The sequence below is a fragment of the Buttiauxella sp. B2 genome, from assembly GCF_006376615.1.
Taxonomy (GTDB): Bacteria; Pseudomonadota; Gammaproteobacteria; order Enterobacterales; family Enterobacteriaceae; genus Buttiauxella.
Window position 1 is genome coordinate 18,031 of sequence record NZ_VEXQ01000001.1, and the last position, 19,013, is coordinate 37,043.

The 19,013-nt window shown below is 54.5% G+C and carries 18 protein-coding genes and 2 pseudogenes; 4 read left to right on the forward strand and 16 right to left on the reverse strand.

What is annotated here, in order from left to right; translation table 11 throughout:
• Positions 1 to 31: 31 nt before the first annotated feature.
• The 16 genes from FH968_RS00145 to FH968_RS00220 all read right to left on the reverse strand — a co-directional run bounded on the left by FH968_RS00145 (position 32) and on the right by FH968_RS00220 (position 15,139).
• The gene (locus FH968_RS00145) at positions 32 to 1,045 is read right to left on the reverse strand and encodes a WavE lipopolysaccharide synthesis family protein (protein ID WP_139876376.1); all 1,014 of its coding nucleotides are present in this window, start codon (positions 1,043 to 1,045) and stop codon (positions 32 to 34) included.
• On the reverse strand, positions 1,033 to 1,557 hold the full coding sequence (locus FH968_RS00150; RefSeq protein ID WP_139876377.1) for a hypothetical protein: 525 nt from the start codon (positions 1,555 to 1,557) through the stop codon (positions 1,033 to 1,035). Before FH968_RS00150 ends, FH968_RS00145 begins: the two co-directional genes overlap by 13 nt.
• Positions 1,550 to 3,283, reverse strand: coding sequence for a hypothetical protein (locus tag FH968_RS00155; protein WP_139876378.1), 1,734 nt, complete (start codon positions 3,281 to 3,283; stop codon positions 1,550 to 1,552). Before FH968_RS00155 ends, FH968_RS00150 begins: the two co-directional genes overlap by 8 nt.
• The gene (locus FH968_RS00160; RefSeq protein ID WP_223271251.1) at positions 3,280 to 4,053 is read right to left on the reverse strand and encodes a glycosyltransferase family 2 protein; all 774 of its coding nucleotides are present in this window, start codon (positions 4,051 to 4,053) and stop codon (positions 3,280 to 3,282) included. Before FH968_RS00160 ends, FH968_RS00155 begins: the two co-directional genes overlap by 4 nt.
• Positions 4,043 to 4,414, reverse strand: a complete 372-nt coding sequence (locus FH968_RS00165) for a hypothetical protein (protein ID WP_189388913.1) — start codon at positions 4,412 to 4,414, stop codon at positions 4,043 to 4,045. The genes FH968_RS00160 and FH968_RS00165 overlap by 11 nt, the downstream gene beginning before the upstream one ends.
• Positions 4,411 to 6,261: an O-antigen ligase family protein gene (locus tag FH968_RS00170; RefSeq protein WP_139876379.1), complete on the reverse strand. Its 1,851-nt coding sequence runs from the start codon at positions 6,259 to 6,261 to the stop codon at positions 4,411 to 4,413. The genes FH968_RS00165 and FH968_RS00170 overlap by 4 nt, the downstream gene beginning before the upstream one ends.
• The gene (locus tag FH968_RS00175; protein WP_139876380.1) at positions 6,254 to 6,535 is read right to left on the reverse strand and encodes a hypothetical protein; all 282 of its coding nucleotides are present in this window, start codon (positions 6,533 to 6,535) and stop codon (positions 6,254 to 6,256) included. The genes FH968_RS00170 and FH968_RS00175 overlap by 8 nt, the downstream gene beginning before the upstream one ends.
• Positions 6,536 to 6,687: 152 nt before the next feature.
• Positions 6,688 to 7,647, reverse strand: coding sequence for a fimbrial protein (locus FH968_RS00180; protein ID WP_139876381.1), 960 nt, complete (start codon positions 7,645 to 7,647; stop codon positions 6,688 to 6,690).
• Positions 7,648 to 7,823: 176 nt separating this feature from the next.
• Positions 7,824 to 8,390 (reverse strand): fimbrial protein, encoded by a 567-nt coding sequence (locus FH968_RS00185; RefSeq protein ID WP_139876382.1) that lies wholly within the window; start codon positions 8,388 to 8,390, stop codon positions 7,824 to 7,826.
• A 21-nt stretch (positions 8,391 to 8,411) separates the two neighbouring features.
• Positions 8,412 to 9,017 carry a fimbrial protein gene (locus FH968_RS00190; RefSeq protein ID WP_139876383.1) on the reverse strand — a complete coding sequence of 202 codons (606 nt, stop codon included), beginning with the start codon at positions 9,015 to 9,017 and terminating at the stop codon, positions 8,412 to 8,414.
• Positions 9,018 to 9,165: 148 nt separating this feature from the next.
• Positions 9,166 to 9,705: a fimbrial protein gene (locus FH968_RS00195; protein WP_139876384.1), complete on the reverse strand. Its 540-nt coding sequence runs from the start codon at positions 9,703 to 9,705 to the stop codon at positions 9,166 to 9,168.
• 51 nt (positions 9,706 to 9,756) lie between these two features.
• Entirely contained in the window at positions 9,757 to 10,428 is a 672-nt protein-coding gene (locus tag FH968_RS00200; RefSeq protein WP_139876385.1) for a fimbrial protein, read from the reverse strand.
• A gap of 39 nt (positions 10,429 to 10,467) precedes the next feature.
• Positions 10,468 to 11,226, reverse strand: a complete 759-nt coding sequence (locus FH968_RS00205) for a fimbria/pilus periplasmic chaperone (protein ID WP_139876386.1) — start codon at positions 11,224 to 11,226, stop codon at positions 10,468 to 10,470.
• Positions 11,227 to 11,399: 173 nt separating this feature from the next.
• Positions 11,400 to 13,913, reverse strand: a complete 2,514-nt coding sequence (locus FH968_RS00210) for an outer membrane usher protein (RefSeq protein WP_139876387.1) — start codon at positions 13,911 to 13,913, stop codon at positions 11,400 to 11,402.
• Between the two features lie 50 nt (positions 13,914 to 13,963).
• A complete protein-coding gene (locus FH968_RS00215) occupies positions 13,964 to 14,404 on the reverse strand; it encodes a fimbrial protein (protein WP_223271252.1) in 441 nt (146 codons plus the stop codon).
• Between the two features lie 198 nt (positions 14,405 to 14,602).
• Entirely contained in the window at positions 14,603 to 15,139 is a 537-nt protein-coding gene (locus FH968_RS00220; protein ID WP_139876388.1) for a fimbrial protein, read from the reverse strand.
• Between the two features lie 474 nt (positions 15,140 to 15,613).
• Between FH968_RS00220 and FH968_RS23780 the strand changes: the two are divergent.
• The 4 genes and pseudogenes from FH968_RS23780 to FH968_RS00245 form a co-directional block, all read left to right on the forward strand.
• Positions 15,614 to 15,715, forward strand: a pseudogene (locus FH968_RS23780) (IS66 family insertion sequence element accessory protein TnpB); the annotation flags it as partial.
• A gap of 30 nt (positions 15,716 to 15,745) precedes the next feature.
• Positions 15,746 to 16,802, forward strand: a pseudogene (locus FH968_RS00230) (transposase); the annotation flags it as partial.
• Positions 16,803 to 17,659: 857 nt separating this feature from the next.
• Positions 17,660 to 18,517, forward strand: a complete 858-nt coding sequence (locus FH968_RS00240) for a transcriptional regulator (RefSeq protein WP_139876389.1) — start codon at positions 17,660 to 17,662, stop codon at positions 18,515 to 18,517.
• Position 18,518: 1 nt separating this feature from the next.
• Positions 18,519 to 19,010, forward strand: a complete 492-nt coding sequence (locus FH968_RS00245; protein ID WP_189388915.1) for a hypothetical protein — start codon at positions 18,519 to 18,521, stop codon at positions 19,008 to 19,010.
• The last annotated feature ends 3 nt before the right edge of the window (positions 19,011 to 19,013 follow it).

Genomic DNA, 19,013 nt, shown 5'->3' on the forward strand with positions numbered 1-19,013 from the left:
CACTGCCGCCATAAAACAGGGTGACGATACGTCATGACCTGCGTCCCAGTAGACCAACCAGCAGACGGCGGAGGGGAGGACATCGCAATATCCGGGTGCGTAACCGGTATCCCGTGCGCCACACCCCCGTCATCAGTTCCTCCATCCGTGCAAGCACGCTCAACCGGGGAACCGAGCCCTGGTTTCGCAGATACAACCGTTGCCAGCGTGACGGTGTATAGACACTGAACAACCCTCGTAACGGATAGCGGCGCCAGTACTTAGGCCAGCGTAATCCCAGTTGTGATGGCGTGGTGACTCTGAAATTCGCCAGGTAATACTGCTCAGACGCGGCCACCTGCGCAGGCGTGTAATGAAAATTACCGTCATACACCCAACGGTCCGTGGCCTGATGAATGGCATGCACCCAAAAGTACTGCTCCGGGACATAACGCCAGGCGCACCACAATCCCGGCATCGTGGCCGGTGCGAACAGGGCCGGGGTCGCCGGTGGCGCACTGAAAAAAAGCCGCACATCGGCGGTCCGTCCCGCCAACAGAATGTCCCCCGGGTGAAACAGGTACGGCAGGCTGCCGCGCGCATCCCGGGCAAACAAGCTGGCATTGATCACCCGGCGGGAGAACACCTGGAAGTGCCCGTCTCGCGCCAGTCCGTCATCCGCGACCACGTGGCGGTTCAGCAACCCCACCAGGGCGCGGCTGCCCAGATAACAATCGGTGCGCAGCTTCACGGCCAGAGGCCGCGTCGCCGCCGCCAGGCCAGCCTGAGCGGAAACCCGTAACCTGTTCAGGTTGGTCAGCCAGGTCCCTGCGCCATCGGATCCGGTCAGCGCCCCGGGGTCCTCACTGAGCACCAGACGCACATCCATCACAGATAATTGCGCCAGCAACGCCGCATCCGCTTCCGGCGTACGATACCAGGTGGACACAATCATCTCGGCATGCGGGAAGCACTGCCGGGTACGCTGGATAAAAAACAGCGCCGGATGGGGGGGGCCGCCACCCTCAACCACCGGTCCCTGGAACACTATACTCAACGTATCCATGTCTTCCCCTTTCGTATTAACCCCAATCCCAGCCTGGCCAGCCGCGCCGTCCAGCCGTTCCCCAGCACGACCGCACCTGCCAGAACAAGCAGCAGCAAACGCCGCACCGGGGGGTGCCCCCGTGTGGAGAAATCCAGCCAGTTCTGCCACGCTTCCTGCCGACGCAACAGGGCGCCACCAGTAAGCAACAAAGTCACGGGTTGCCCGTGGTGAGCCGCTACTGCCATCGGATACGCCAGTGCAGGCCAGACCTTCGCCGGCTCCGTCATCCTCCCGGTCTGATGCAACACAATGACCCGGCCGGCCGAGAGCTTCTCTCCCGTCGTTTCAGACACCCCCTCCCTCACCGTGTGGACAGATCCCTCCTCACTCAGGGTAAGCCAGAGGCACAGGGTGACCCCGGTCAGGGTGGGCAGTGCCTGTGCATCGCCGTCACACCAGGCCAGCACCGACGACAGCGAAGCCGCGACGACCCGAGGACGAGCCGAGGTGTCATTCACAGGGTTATTCATCCTCACCCTCCTGATGTCTGGGTCCGCTGTTCAGTATGACCAGCCACAGCTCCCGCAGGCTCAGGGGAAAAGCCGCATCGCGGCTGACGTATTTAAGCGTCAGCGCCGCCAGCAAGCTTCCGGCTTTGAGGCGCCACCCCGGTGGGGAAACCGCCATCAGGGTATCGGGTAAAAACGGTGAGCTGAACGGATTGTTGTACACCTGACGGATCAATGCCGGGTGACGCAACCAGTCCAGTTTTTTCCGGGCAGGGCTCTCAGCACTGTCCAGCACCGCCTGTAACCAGTCGACATCAGACGGCACCGGCTCCTCACACAACACACTGTGGTACCAGTCGCGGACCAGGTTCCGGGTATCGCCCTGCGCCGCCCACAACAAACGGGCAATCAGGGCATAACGTCGGAGACCCGTCATTGGAACATCACCAGACGGGACATCCATGTCAGTACAGCTATACTGCCGGGCAAACACCGCCAGTCGCTGGCGCCCTTCGGACTCAGTGATACGTAGTGTGGGATGTCGTGGCAACCCCCACCACTCCTGAGGGAGCCGATGTGGCTTTACCTGTCCCCGAATATCGGAACCGATTGAAGCGCCGAGAAAGTGAAAAATGCTGCGATAAGACAGGGTGCGCGTCAGACTGTATGGGTTTATCCGCGACGGAATACCGGCAACCGACGCCCACAGTCCATGCTCCACATCCTCATATTCCGACCAGTTCAGCTGTTCATTCTGTGGCCAGCGGGCCCAGACCTGTTTTTTACACAGGTACAAACTCCCCGTCAGGTGTTCCCTACCAAAGTCGGCACGGCACGGATGCTGGAACACAAAACCCATTTGTTCATATGCCGGCAACACCTCCCGGCCAGTGCGTACTGCCGCCGTCAACACCGACGGTACCTGCTGTCCCACACAAACGTCGGAGTAACGCCGGGGCACCGCATTCCATGTATCGGCAAACCAGAAGGACTGAAAACCAGTAAACGGATAGTCATCCCCGAAGCGCCGGACAGCCGACATGAAGTTGACCGGCAACAGCACCCGGTCATGCAGGATGCACAAATTCGGGTAACGGGCGGCAGTGGCCAGCACATTTTTCTTGCGCGTGATATGCACCGGCGGTGCCGGGATGTCTTCACCCACAATCCGCACGTGGTCCCAATAGCGAAAATCTGCCCGGGGACGCCCACAGAGCACAATCTCCATCTGCGGGACCCCGAGTGCCAGAATGCGGGCCACACAAGCATTCAATGCAGATGGCTCACCGTCACCGGTGGGGATACAGAAACTCCACTGCTCCAGACCGCGGTCAGCTTCTGCGGGCAGGGCCGTGTCTTTAGTAAACACTCGTAGTCCACAGGCAACATCAGGGATATCCGTCACCTCCCGGAATGCCTCGCGGTAGTAAGCGCGCTCCAGCAGGTTTGCTACGTTATCTGATGCCTGCAGGTACAATCGTCGTCCCACCGGGAGGCCGTGGGCGATATCCCACAGCAACAATGCCGACAGCGGTGAGGTTTCAAATCGGGACACCACCACATCACCGGGAGGAAGCCCCCCCAGCCGGTCCAGCGCAGAAAGTCGGCGCACCGGCACAGCACAGCGTGCGAAGGTCAGCACCGTGGTGTTATCCGGATCCGCAACGTGAAGTGCGTCCAGGTCAAGCGTGACCCGACAGGCCGGATATCGCAAGGCTCGCTGATGGGCCAGTGCCATCAGTTTCATGCGCCCCCCTGCCCCTGAGCTATTGCCCGGGATAACCCGGGTGAGATCAGAAAACGGGCCAGGTCATCGGGTGTACCTAACCCGTACATCCCGCGACCGTCTTCGCCGATGTTGTACACCCCTATCCGGGTCATCCCTTCCCGATACAAATCGGTATAGACAGGGGCAACATAGAATTCGCCCTGACTGCGGGCGTTACGGGTAATCATGTCCCGTGCCAGACGGCAAAAATCCTGCCCCCGGCGATAATTATAAATGCCCACAGTGGCCTCTCCGGACACCACCTCTTTTTCAATCACCTGACAGACCTGTCCCTGCGCATCAAAACGGGCATAAGACCACTTAGGGTCGTCAGCCTTCATGGTCATCATCAGACCATCCAGACCGTCACTGTCCAGGGTGGCCAGGTAGGCGTTGATATCCACATCCACCCACTGGTCAGCATTAGCTATCATCAGGGGCTGGTCGTTATCAATCCAGCGTGCCGCGGCCAGCACCGAGCAAGCCGCCCCGTCCGTTACGCCGGGCAATCCGAGGATTTCACAACCGGGCGCCAGTGCCCTCAGGCGGGGGACAAAACCGTACCGATCCAGATGCACCTGCTGACAGACAAAAATAAACCGATGCGGACAGGTCGGACGCAGATTGTTGATGACCAGTTCAATCATGGGGGCGCCACCCACCGGGATAAAGGGTTTGGGGTCCGTAAACCCCGCCTGTGCAAAGCGACTGCCGCGCCCGGCCATCGGGATAACGATATTAAGCATCATGGGTCTCTTCAGGTTGTGTCGGGACGGGTTGAACAGGGGTATCCAGGTATTTGTCATTTGGGACACTGGGGTGTTTCACCACCACGGTGACACAGGCTTCCAGCGCTTCAAATGTGGAGGATACTCCGGGGGACAGGGTCAGGATGTCACCGGCAACCAGCAACATTCCGGCCATGCGGGCGCGCCCGGACAACAGCAGGGTCACCTCATTCGCCTGCCGATGATGGTGGGCTGCACCACAATATCCGGCAGGAAAGTGCTGCACCGCTACTTCCACCGCGGTGGTGGTATACGCGGCGGGTGTAAAACCGCCCACAAACCAGCCGCCTGTCATGGCGTCAAGTCGGTCTTTTTTAATCATTCGAGGGCCTCCTCAGGCTGTCCACTCAGGTCGGTATCGGCAGGCAAACACGCAAAGCGGTTGTCCTGAGGGAAACTCAGGCACCCCCGGAGGCGCCAGGCTTCTCTCTGCGAAGGGTTTTGTTGTACAACGGCAATCTTTATCAGGGTCGCCGTCAGGTTGGCATCATTATGGCGTGTCAACCATTGCTCAGCCTGACTCTGGAATTGGAGCAATCTGGCGGGGTCCCGCGTGAGATTAAACTGCATCAGGTTGCTCACCGCCCGGTCAAACAGCAGACGGTCCGGCTGGGCGTAGGGGTTCATCACCCGAGACAGCGGGGTAGCGTCCATCAGACCGAATTGCTCTGCTTCCCGCAGGCAGGTGGCCGACTGCAACCCGGTGACCATAAACCCCATCCCCGCCAGGCTGACCCCGGCGACGACCGACGCCAGCAGGCGACTGTATTGTCGACCAGATACAACTGGCCGGCGTAGCGAGGCGGGCAACGCCAGCCACAGCAGCACGACCAGGGTTATGCCGTGCACCACCGACTGGTACAGGGGATATTCCGTCATCACGTGCACCATTAAGGGTAACGTGAGCACGCCCCGCGCCGCTGTGGCACGTGAAGCAAAGCGTATACGGGCAACAGGGCGATAACGCATTTGAGCACCACATCCGTCAGGCTCACGGGTTAGCCGGAACGGAAGCAACCAGATACCCAGCCAGAGCAACAACCCGGCCAGCGCCACCAGACCACCTTCAGCCCAGACGTACAGCAGTTCGTTGTGCGGATGTTGCGCCGTTACCGTAAACGGATTAGCGATGCCATGCTCGTTGAGAATTGACGGGAAGCGGGTTTCAAAGGTTCCCAGGCCCAGCCCGGCATACGGGTGGTCCACGGTGATGCTCAGCGCCCCTCTCAGCAGGGTCAGTCGTTCATCGCCAGAGTGCTGGCGGTTCCAGACCAGACGCGCGTCAACATTCGTCGGGCGGATATCCTGGGTGAGGCTGCTCGCCCCGTCCGGCCCTGATGAGGGCAGCGTTGCAGGGCGCCCATGTAATCCGACCTGTCCTGCTGTCAGACCCGCGACCAGCACCAGAAGCACAGCCCCGCGACTACGGGCTCGCAGCGGGAGGCAGCACAGCAACATCAGAACTCCCACTGTTGCGCCAGCCTCCGCAGAGCGGGACTCTGACATCACCACGCCAGCCGCCAGCACTCCGACACTCAGCCAGGCGAGCGCGCGCCAGCGACGCCCGGTTTCAGACACCGCCATCCACACCGCACACAGCAAGGCCGTCGCCACAAAAGACCCTAGCAGATTGGCTTGCATCAGAGAGCCCAACGCCCGCCCGTTGGCGGCAGCAACGTCATAGCCCAGCCACCACCCGGCGGAGACAGGCAAGAGCACCTGCCAGCCGGCCAGCCCGGCCTGAGCCCACCCCGCCAGGACTATCAGACCATACACCCCACGGCGAAAGCCCCCACGGCCCGGGAACTGGAGCAACACCCAGAGAAACAAGGTCAGCACCCATACCCCGACCAACCGCTGCAGGGCACCGTTCCAGAAATCCGCTGGCGTCCATAACAGTGGCAGTGTCATGAATACCGCGCCTGCCGCGGCCATCATACCCACAGTGCCACCCCGCAGGTGGCGCCCCCACAAGACCCCACAGAGACCTATGCCCCCCAGGGCCAGCCACACCCCGGCGAGCAGGTTAACCGTCAGGTCCATCCCCTGACCAGGCAATGTTGGCCAGGACCAGGAACCAACCCCCAGATACAGCAAGGCCAGCATCCCCAGGGCTACGCGAGGAAGTGTCTGCCGAACCGGGCGAGCCAGGGATAATTCCTCAGTCATTCAGACGGCTCCAGGCGATGTCCAGTTGGCCGCAGACCGCGACATCATGCAGATAGCACGCCACATCCTTGAGCAATTGAGCCGCCTCCGGCTGACTCTCCTGTAACTCCCGGGCCTGCTGGCGGGCACGCAATGTCAGATTAACCAGCCCACCGCTGTAGTTCAGCACGGCATTTTCCAGCAACAGCAGGCGGTGCATCTCATCAGAGTTACGCTGTGAAACCGAAGGTTGTTGAAACGTTTTATTGAACATATTTTGTCTCGATGTATTCATCGCCGCCCCTGCTGACCAGGAGATAACAGACGTCACATTCCCACCGCAGGGCGAGTGGAGCCGGCGGAAGAAATGTTTTTTGGGTTTAGCCAGTGCATCCCGGTGCGACGATTATGTCGTCGCGGGGATGTGGACACTAACGCATCATGAAGTTACTGCTGGGTCATAACCAACACTGCGTGTCCGGTGAAATTACCTGTGCCGATCGTCACCTTCGGGTCGCGGACCGCTTCAAAACCCAGCTCTATATCGGTGTAGCCGGGGGAGTATGTTTCAGTGATAGTATCTGACGGTGCGACGACCTTCCCCTTATAAGTGATAGCTACACCGAGACCCGGGGTGGTCGTTTGCACAATGGTCCCCCCTCCTATCGAGATAGGGTCGTATTTGAATTTCCACGACGCAGTGACGTTTGCGTTTACTGCACACATAATGGTGAACTTCTTTTTCAATGACGGCGTGGGTTGAACGGAAGTAGCGATAGACGATCGCTCGAGGTTGTCGAATTGGACGTTCAGCGGGCCACCGTCATTTATAGTGCAGGTAACAGGCGTATCGGGTAGCTGTTTAGCATCGGGGCACCACAGGGCCTCCCAATTGTTAATTACCCCCCTCCAATCGCCCCCGCGTTCGTCTCTTAGGGTCAAGCAGAGACTGTGCGGGACTCCGACTTTTTTATTGAGCGATGAGCCCCCCGCACGTATATTTTGGAGGCCGATCTCTTGCCCAGCCTCGAGTCGGGAAGAATTTTTCGCTGGAACGTCAGAGGACGACCGGGCCATGTTGCAGTTTTCCGATGTTTCGGAATAGCAGAGATGGGAGATGATCCTATAGTCCCCGGAGAACGGGACGTAAGAGTGGTCCATACCATAGCTTTCCGAGTTCAAGTCCTCGGTGCTGGTGGAGTACTTGGCGCCGGCGCCGAACTGATAGGAGCCCGCGCCGCCCTGGCAGGTCCAGTTGGTTTCATATACGTTCTTGCTTCCTTCCGGGCATGGTTCGTCGGGAAAAGGTACCCCAGACACGTTCCCATAGGCAGGGGAGAGGATGCAAGGGGCCGCGAGGACTGCGAGGACTGCGAGGACTGCGAGGACTGCGGGTTTGTATTTCATATTCAGCTTCCATCCCCCTGCACTCGATTTTCGTTTACGCGAAACGAAGCCAGAGTTGCGCCTAACGCTGCAGCGGGTTATCAAAGCAGCCGCATTCAAGGCAACTGCCGGGTTATTATTCCAGAGACAGGTCTGTCTATTGCCTGCCCCCTCGTACAGTGTTTTATTTTGGCGTACTAGAAGTACTCCGCCACCAAAGTGCCTGTCGCCGTAAAAGGTGACTCGACCAGTTCTTTACCCGATACTCTTTCCAGCCGGGCCTCAAGCTTCGGTGGGCTACCCAGATTAATGGTAATTTTTTTGTTTAGTGTCATCGGTTGCCCATCTTGCAATATCTTCACTACCAGGCCGTCCAAATTGGTTATCAGTGATGTACCGTCCGACGTCACCGTCGTCGCTTTGAATACAAGGGACACCGTATTGGCCGCTGTCGCACTGCCACAGTCCAGTGTGTAGTCAATGGGCTGTATGTACTGCCCACTGTCCACCTTATTAATACCCACGTTGCCAAAGCGCACATTAATGACCGCCTCATTGCTTACCTGACATTGTGGCAGCGCAAGCAGCGCCCCCTTGAATGAATACTTGACGTCATCACCCGTTTGCTCAGCCATTAATGGCATTGGGGCTATCAATGCCATTAACACCAACGCTCGCAGACGAAAGCTACATAGCCGGCGTTGATCTGAGACGCTGAGGAATAAATTTGGGCGAGTATTCACATCTATATGGTGATTACACATTGTCTTACATCCATATATCGATTAATTGAACGCCATCGTCAGCGTGGCACTAGAGCTAAATGTCGCCCCACTCACAAAACCGGAGCCACTGCCAGTCTGTACCAACTCTGAAACCAGTGATGGAGGTGTTGCCGTATCAACGTTAAACCACTCATTAATGTTTTGTGCTTTACCATTGACCATCAAACGGATCGCAAACTCCTTGCCAAGCGTCCCCCCTTTATCATCCGTCACAGCAAGCAGGCTGGCACCCGAGAAACTCACGCTAGTGCCATCCAGCTTCATTTTTGCTCCTACCGTATCCCCCGTGCAGGTCATGGCGCTGACCATCGGTTGGCTGTAGGGGCCCCCCATCAGGACGGGAGCTCCTGACAAGGTGCTATAGCGCACATCACCGAAGTTTATCGCCACCGTTCCGTCTTGATTAAACGTACACTTCCCGGTGGCTACAACCGTACCCGAGAGGGCAATATCCATTGTGAACTCTTCTCCAGGATTTCTCGGAGCGGCTTCTGCTTCGACCGATAGCATGCACATCAGGCAAAACACCGCCAGAAAACCGCGCCACGTCATAGAAGCTGAGGGTGGGCACAGGTCGGGATGTAAAAGACCGGCTGTCCGTTTCATGGTTTCACTTTCTCCACATTCACTGTCGCATTCGAACAGGTAAAATAGTCAGTTGTCAGGCAAACCCAGCGCAAGGCATAAGCCTGCAAACACTGATTCGTTTCTTCTATTATTCGACGTATATATTGGCTGTCCTGCATGCCGCCGGTCACGGATACGCCACTTCAAAGGTCGCCGTCGCGGTAAACGGCCCAAACACGATTTTTCGGTTACTGACCGCATCCGGCTCAGGCGCCGCCACGTAGCCCTTGAGCGTCAACGTGTTGGTCCCTTCAGTCAATTGATAGGCTGGTGTCGGTTTCCCCAGTGGTACCTGTTTCCCGTCCAACTGCTCAATTCCAATAGCAATACCGTGTGTATCGCCGTCATCCGGAGCCAGTAATCCCGGCAGAATCCCGCTCTGCGTGCCGAGAAAGGTCACCGTCGCGCTCTGCCCCAGACTGATATCACAGCCAATCAGGACAATGTTGAACGTTTCCCCCGGCGTGCGGGCGTTGAGAGCAAAGTACTTGCCTACCAGGTTGCCAAAATCCAGAGGGATGTCTGATTGTTTGGGATCCAGCGTACAAGGCTCCGAAACCAGACTACCGGTTATCTGCACGTTATTTTCCAGTGCCCAGCCTTGTGACATCACACTCATCAGACATGCGGCTATAAGGAAGCTGGTCAGCGCCTGTCGTTTTTTCATCAGTATTGCCTCTGCCTTATTCCATATTCCATTAACTCGCCATCACCGACTTCAGTCATAGTCCAGCATGAAGTGCACTACCGCCCGATAGATACCGGTGGTCAAGGGTGCCAGAGTGCGTTCCAGCGTTACGTAATAGACCAATTCATCACTACCGGGGGTGATAAACTGCGGTATGCCACGCGCTCCTAACCGAATATCCCGATGCTGCGCATCCATTATGCGTAGCCCTAAACCAGTCACCCCAGACACCTTCACCAGTTCCGGGCTATCGGGGTCAGCAGGTGCCAGGAAGGACACCGTCACCACGGGTTGTATCGGATCCCAGGTGTGGCGCCCCGTACGCATGTCGCTCCCATTACCCTGCATGCGGATGCAATCCCGCAACTTCAGTAACACTGGGACAGGAATACCCTGGTCACCCTCGTGCTCAAGTACAACCCGCGACGAGGTCCCCAGATCTATGTCCTGGTATGCCGATGTAGCATCCAGTCGACACGCCCCTTCGGTGAACAACCCGTGTATGCGTACCTCCCCGTGAGCCCCTTCCACGACCCAGTTATCTGGGGGCTTCGATGTCGTCGCATTAGCCGGATAAAAAAGAGAACCGGTGATACCCAGCGTCAGCGATAATCCTGTCACCCTCAGGTTGGCCCACAGGCTTTTCCGGCAGCGATGCCAGCGCCTATCTTGCCTGTTGGGCTGAACCACCCGTTTGCTCATATCAATCTCCCGCCTTTTCGCTCCACGACCAGCGTCTCCCTACCCTTGGATTGTGCTTTTCACGCTACAAGTGTTGCCACTGCAACCAAAGACCAGTTGCGGACGACCACCGTAGTCATTGATATAGGTCAGTACCGGGCTACTCCCCAACGCACTGGCGCTACCGCCTAGTATGGCGTTACCTTTCGGCGGGACCATCATCGGGCTGAACCCCGCAACAGGCGAGCCTTTCGCCGTAGAGGAAGCGACTGAAACCGTGACGTAGTAAGGCGTCGGGTTGTTCGCCACATAATGGTCACCCTGACGGCTCAAAGTCAGTTGCTCCTGCCAGGGTTTGTGGCTCGGGTCAACAACCAGCGCTGCCGGGCGATAAAACAGTTTGATGCGGGTTTGCAGAGCAATCTGTAATGTGTTCGGTTTGTCACTTTTCGGCGGGATTTCCCTTTGATTGAAGTAGTAAAGCGTTTCCTTATCTTGCGCCAGGAGGTGAGCACCAGCTGTGACCTGCACCTTTACCTGACTTTTGGCACCCGGTTCTATCCGCTGTACCGGCGGTAAAGCGACCAGAGGATCGCTAACTTTGTTACCGTCGGCATCTTCAATCCACGCTTGCGCCAGGTAAGGCAGTTCTTTGTTCCCGTTGGTAATCCCCAGACTGACCGACTTATCTGTACTGTTCAGCACCACGCGCGTGCGGTCTAGTGCCAGAGCTGCATGGCTACTGTGCGCTGCCATCAGCGTGGTTAACACCAGCCCGACCAGTCGGGTGGTGTGGATTAATGTGTGCCGAGTTTCCATTTCGTCTCTCTTTTCTCTATCGTCTTGTTTCAGTAATGTTGCTCCGGATACCCGGAATACTCTGATGCTTCCTGCCACGGACCCACAGAAGAGGGAGCAAAGAGCTGCTCCCCCACCCGGGGCTACCGTCCCTGGCGGCTTACGCGACAGGCATGCGCGTTCAGTTGTTTAATTCATGGGTGGCCCGGGGTACCGGACGTCACCGCAGTACACGGCAACAACAGATTGGTACTACCCATACCCGCGGGTAATGGTGAAGGCAGAGCAAACTGGCACTGCACCTCTCCGTCCCAATTGACCGTCATTGTCTCACCCGGATTAATCCCAGACAGCCAGACATTGCCATCCTCACCCACTAACCCAGTCTGTGCCTTGCCGGCGTTAAGCACGGTTGACCCGAACGGAGGTGTACTCCCGTCTGCCATTTTTATGACAGCCATTGCTTTCTGCCCCGAAATCACACCAAACTTCCGGTAACCTATCGCCCCTTCGGTGAAAGTACCTTCCACCACTGAACGAATAGCCTCAACATCGTCGCCCAGTTTATTCAGGTCAATATTGATGCTGTTACGGTAATAACTGCTCACATCGCTCACGACCGCTTTACCAAACTGGTTGGTGTAGGTAGATGCGCCGTACCCTCTTACCGGCACACCTCCTGCGCCATCCGCATCAACCACCACTCGGGTTCCTCCCTGTGCACCCGTGCGGTGTAATGCCGCGCCGTGCGCCGTCGCGGTCATCCCACCCCGCAGAGACAAACCGGCCGCACTGTACTGACTCCCCTGAGCACTGGCCGTCAAGGTCACGTCCGCTAGCGAGCCATTGTGTGATAAATATCCACTACCGCTCGTATCACTACCCCGTCCAGCACTCGCACTGACACGATAACTGGTATCGTCGTTTATACTGTCGTAGTACCCCACGGAATGGCTGTTACTCCCTTTATTAAGCTGCACATCATAGCTAAGCGATCCGCCACCGCCCCAAGGTACCGACAGACCCAGATACATGCCGTCGTCATTGGTACTATTGAACGTAGTCCGATAAGCCGACACATTCAGACTCAAGTTTTTCAATTGCCCTACGTCAAAATAGCGAGAGACAGAGATGTTATAGGTATTGCTCTCCGGCTGATTCCAGTAGGTCTGATGGCTATAGTTCAGGTAAGCACTCAGATCCAACGCACGGAGCTGCTGGCTAAACGTCAGGGTGTACAGTTCTTTACTGCTCCCCGTAGCAGTGTTGCTGTGGTAGCGCGCATCCAAAAACTGCGACATACTCATGAAATCCCTCTCAGAGAAGCGGTATCCCGCAAAAGTCACCTGGCTGTCCGTTTCATCAAACCGCTTGGAATAACTCAACCGGTATGACCCGCCGCTCTTGATATCACCACCGGAGAGCTTCGCCCGCGACTGTGTTAGGTCAAACGACAGCGCCCCCAACACTAGTAGATCCCGTCCCAACCCCAGAGCCAGGGAGTTATAATCACCCGCCGCCAGTGCACCACCGTACAACGACCACCCGTTGTCTACTCCCCAGGAGAATTCCCCGGTCGTAAAACCAGGCCCCTCACTGTGATGTTTAAAGTCTGAGGGTTTACCTACCGCCACCTTATAACGCACCATCCCTGGTCGGGTCAGATATGGCACACTCGCCGTGTCAATCTGAAACGTCTGCTCGCTGCCATCCTGTTCCTGAACCCTGACATCCAGCTTGCCACTCACGGCATTATTCAGATCCTGAATACGGAACGGACCTGCAGCCACCATCTGCTCAGAAATCACACGACCAGCTTGACTGATAGTCACCTTAGCGTTGGTTTTAGCTACACCAGAAACCTCTGGGGCATAGCCGCGCAAATTAGGCGGCAGCATATTGTCATCAGACACCAGGCTACTTCCGGTATAGCGAAAGCTGTCAAACATACCGGAGTTGAGGTAGTCCTCACCCAGCGTCAATCTGGCCCGTAACGCCGCGATGGCCCTGTACATATAAACCCGGCTCCAGTCCCATCTCTGCAGAGAAGATCTATCGGATCCCGTTGAGCTGTTATATTGCGCCTGCCAGTCCGCCCGCAGGCGCCATGCTGCAAGATTCGCTCCGGCGACCCCATTACCGCTGACAGACTGAGCATTATGTTGAGCATCCTGAGACTGACGAGTAGCTTGCGCATTCAGACTGTAGTCAAATAACGCCCCCGCTATCCCCTCATCCCAGCGTGACGGGGGGTCCCAGTTATCTGCCGTGTATTCCAGATACACCTGGGGTAAATTGACATGCAGTTCGCCTGTACTCAGGTCTCCCCGCAATACTGTCCCTTTGAGCGAGGCGGGATCGAGGCACTGTCCCTGATGCCACCATGTCAACGATTTGCTGGCACTGGCTGTCAGCCCCAGTAAACTGACCATATCGGGCGTCAAGCAGGCTTCGCTGCCTTGCGGGTTATTATCCGGTATTAAAAACTGGATGGCCTGCTCAGGCAGACTGCTGCTGTTTACCCTCAATGCCATCGTGTAGGTTCCCGGCATGATGTAACCCGCCTGGGAGAATTGAGTCAGGTCGATGTGAGAACGGTCTTTGATATCCAACACATCAGTGTTGAACTCTATAGGTTCGCTAGTGGCCAACGCATCACTTGTTGCTATTGTCAGTATGAAAGCTGCCGCCACGGGATATGTGTTCATGCGACGCCATTGGCATCGTTGCCTGGATAGAAACATAGCAAGGCCTACACTCAAAAGTAATCTAACTTAAACCTCACGCTCGCTTGGTAGTTACCAGGCCTCAGCGTATCCTTATTCCCAACCAGGCTCAGCGTATAATCCAGTTGGATACTTCCTTCCTTTAGTTTGCCGGCGGGCATAGGTACACCCGGTATAGCCACCACGCCGTTGGCGTCGGCGATCTCAATACCTATGCCTTCTGCCCCACCGCCTATACCGAACAAATTACCTCGCGTAGAAAGCCCATCGAAGGTGACCACGAATGAGCTCCAATCAGGCTGACCAGGTTTGGAAGGTGTCAGGGTGCAGTTCACCAGCCGGATGCCCAATGGGACTTTCGCCCCCCGGCCATCGCGCATAATTTGTCCCAGTGGCAGCGTCATTACTTCGATGACCTGATACCGACTGACCATGTCAATGGCACACGCCGTATCAATGATGCTGCCTTGCATACTGACACGGCCATTCCCCTGATTTGCGGCCAAGGAAACACTCCCCCATCCCAAATACAGCGTCCACCCTATCAACAGGTAATACAGCTTCCCGCTAGTCTTCAAATTCATCACCGCGTATTTACCCTCGTAAATACAAAAAGAAAGAGAATTACAACAGCGCAGGGCACTCCGCCCCACACTGCTGTAATAGAGGACTTACTGGTAAGACATTACGAAATTAGCAACGGACTGGAACGAACCCGGAATGACAGAAGCAGAAGCAGAAGCGCCCTGCACATACGCCTGGAACTCCAGCTCGTTGTCACCATCGTTGATGTTGAATACCTCAGACGCACCGCCCGGCGCGATAACATTACCGCCCAGATCAGTGATAACCACGCCTACACCTGCACCCTGGCCAGTCACGGCAAATCCACTGCTCAGACCTTCTTTGTCATCGCCTTTAGTCCCATTAAATGTCACCGTCGCCGTCTTGGCTGTATCGGTGTCACAGTCATGCAACTGGATGCTTAACGGAACCGGCGTAGATTTGCCGCCGCCGCCCAGATGTTTCTTGGAGATGGCGCCCAACTGGATAGACTGATCCAAACTTTTGGCGTCGATTGAGCAGGCAGCCTCAATGATTGAGCCTTTAAAGGTGATTTTTCCGTGACCTTCATCAGTCGCGGCGTTTGCCCCCATAGACACTACTGAGGAAACGATTACTGCTAATAGGGCTTTCTTAAGGTTCATAACTTGCTTCATCCATATAAAAGAAATAATGCTGTAATTGGCACGAATTCTTGCGTTCACCTTGCTAGGCATAACGCTTTATCCCGCCACTAAATCCTAAACGCAACAGCCTGCACGCAAAACAAAAAACCCACAAGTAAGTAATTTATAGATTTAAATATCGAAAAATAAAACAATTGAAGGTTTAAAACCCAGAATCGAAAAATCTCATAGGTTTAACAATTTAATATAAATGAAGATTAACAAGGTGATTCTGGCAGTTTGAGGATGAAGAGCAGCGAGTTAAAAGACAGGTTGCAGATCTGGGCTTAGATAAGGAGATACTTCCGGGAAGATTGAAGCAAAGGCCCTGAGGCCGGCTCAGAATCGTCGGGCTATCATGTGCTAGAGCCTTATCGGACAAGCGTAAGGATGTAGGTAAGCGTCAACTCAGTGCCCATTTGTCTATCCTGATAACGTAGACGCCCACCTAAAGGTAAAATATCCATAACCCGCTCACAGCTTGCCATGCTTCTGGATAAACTGGACTGGCGGCAATCCAAAACACCACGTCTTAACTCGCTGACAATGTTGTAAAAACATCATGACCACATTATAACTAGGGTCATGGGCCACGACTATCTCACCCGTATTGCAGCACTTGAAGAAAAGCTCCGACACAAAAACAGCCAACTCAGCCTCGTTACCGAGACTGAGGCGTTCCTCCGCTCGGCGCTGGCCCGTGCCGAAGAAAAGAGTGAAAACGAAGAACGGGAAATAGAGCACCTGCGAGCGCAGTTGGAAAAGCTGCAGCGGATGCTGTTCGGTACCTGTTCCGAAATGCTTCGCCGGCAGGTAAAAGAGGCTGAAACGCTTCTGAAACAGCGCGAACAGTAGAACGATCGCTACAGCGGTCGGGTGGATGACCCGCAGGTTCCCCGCCCGCTTCGCCAGTCCAGGCATCGCCGGCCATTTCCCGAAAACCTTCCCCGTGAGATAAACCGACTTGAGCCGGTGGAAACCTGCTGCCCTGAGTGTGGCTGCATCGTGGAAGCGCCCGCCCCTTCGCGTCCCATCGACCGCGGCATAGCAGGGCCAGGGCTGCTGAGCCGGGCGCTGCTCTCCAACTGGGTGGATGCGTGCTGCCGGTTAATGGCACCGCTGGACGATGCGCGTTCCGCTACGCCGCAAACTGCACACTGACGACACACCGCTTCCGGTGCTGGCTCCGGGCAGGAAAAAGACGAAAACGGGCCGCATCTGGACATACGTTCGCGATGACAGGAGCGCCGGTTCGTCAGATCCACCGGCGGCCTGGTTCGCCTTCTCACCGGACCGGTAGAGTAAACATGTGCAACAGCATCTTCGCCAATATTGAGGTGTTCTGCAGGCTGATGCTTACGGCGGTTATGACCGGCTGTTCAGTGCCGAACGTGAAGGTGGCGCGTTGATCGAAGCCGCATGCTGGGCTCATGCTCGCAGAAAAATCCATGACGTGTATATCAGCAGCGGAGGCGTTACGGCAGAAGAAGCCCTGAAACGTATCGGTGAACTCTACGTTATAGAGGAAGAAATACGCGGCAGGCCGAAAGCAGAGCGACTCGCAGTCAGGCAGGAACGCAGTAAACCGTTGCTCGACTCACTCCATGAATGGATGGTGGCGAAAAGCGCGATGTTGTCAAAAATGTTTAACTGATTGTCCTCTGACTCAGCAGAATCAAGGACAGCATTAAGTAAAGCATAGCGACGGGGTATCTCGTCAGTTCCCCCCTGATTATCATCAAGATATTTTTGTAATTCAGCTTCCGCTGCGCGCGATACCATATTCATTTTTTTACAGAAAATATCGCATAAATCATACGTTACAACACCGAGACGTTGCCGGATCACTGCCAGTGTTATTGCATACCGTTTGGCCGGTGCCAAATCCGCCATGCTGGCGGCATCCAGCGAATTACCTTCCAGAGCCCACTGACTGACTTTGACAACTGGAATGGTTTTAATCGCGTGATTGTAGTCCGCCAGGTCAGTTAAAAGCGCAAAGCGTGCCAGCAAATCCCTCATGCCATAGACAGTAGGTCTGGCCGGGGCTTGCTTCAGGCCATTCCATCTGCTGACTCGTCGGGGATCGTCACCCACAATGAACAACGTATCGAGGAACGTCTCTCCTTTGATGCATAACTCTCACCGTCTGGAAATGAAAGGTGAGTCGATGAGAAAACGACTGGCACAGGTTGACTGAAAGTGAGCGGTTGGTGTAATAAAAAGAAGTTAGGGCGCGTTAGGAAATAACGCGTTCACGTTCCCCCGGAATAACCGTTCATCTTCGCCAGAATACGCAACCCTCATTTTTTGTGATCGGTATTACAGGAACACATTTTTATTATTTACAAATTAGCTTTTGTAAATTACCTGACGTTTTCCTTCAACACATGTAAAATAGGGGTCTTCCTAAGGAAGAATAGTCCCGCAGTGGGCACATTTATTCCACGTAGCACAAGGAATACCTTTAAAAATAAAACATAACGGCGATATTCCTGCATGGCATTTTTGATAAACGACCTCATCCTAGCCGATGAGAGTGGTATACGGTTAAAAATGGAACCACCTGGTTCCACTGATATCAAAATCACCAATCAATCCTGGCGAATTCTAGCTCTTTTAGTCCAAGAGCAAGGAAGAACAGTTTCCCGGGAGATATTATTTAAATCGATTTGGGAAGACTTTGGTTTAATTTCTTCAAACAGTAGCTTGACACAATATGTTAGTCTGTTGCGTAAGGCATTTAACCATTTGGGACTAGACGAAGACCTTATTATCACTGTTCCTAAAGTGGGCTTTATGGTCAACCCAGACATTAGTATTATCTATGTTGATGATAGGCCTGACACTGAAAACAATATCGATGATGAGGAATATAACCCGGACCATGAAATACAGATCCCCAAGTTTAAAACCGTACCTGAAAATTCACAAGATGATCATGAGTATTATATAAAACCACCCACTATGAAAGTGTTTGGTTGGATCCTCTTGAGTATATTACTCATTGCTTCTGCCATAGGAGCAGTATTAACTTCACGCCTCCTGATAAATGAAAGAATAAGTGCCCACCCTATCTATCTACATCTAATAGACGGCTGTAGCATCTACAGTTTCAAGCAATTAAGTGAAGGTGAGAAACAGGATTACCTGGCAAAAATCAACATATTCATCAAGGAAAAATCACTGCAATGTGGTAAGGATACCGCTATTCTAATGTATATCAATGATGAACCTCTGGTGAGTGGCCATAGATATAGCCGAACCCAAACTCTTTATTCAGTCTGTGATGCACGTGGTGACAGTGCAAAAACATGTAGTAATTACATATTTTCTTCAGAAGGGAAGGAGCTTTAATATGAAAAAAATACTCATTTCCCTCACCGTTATTTTTCTGTCTCTACTGATTGGAGGCAGCATAGAGTTATCTAAGAATAGTAGTCTTAACTGTGAGGCTATCGTAGACCTCGATTTGGATCATTGCCCAGGGCAACCTCACTTCACCGGCCTATATATTATTCATGTTTCACCAAAGGGCAAGGGTACTTTGCGTATATCCGGCAATGTAATACGTGGCGACAAAACATACACTCTGTCACGAACAACAAATTTTGGTTACAATAATATGTCTTTAGCAGACAAAACATATTACATGCAAACTACAGGTATAATTATCTCTGAACACGACAATACACCGAATGACATTATTTCCCACATGTTCGGGGCCAAAACCAAGCAAGCACATCGCATGTTTAAATTGCAGAGAGTCCTGGAGGGCAGCTACTTGATAAGTAACGTTGCCGACTCGAGCATTCCTAGCTTGGTATGCAGTAAAAGTGATAATATCTAGCAT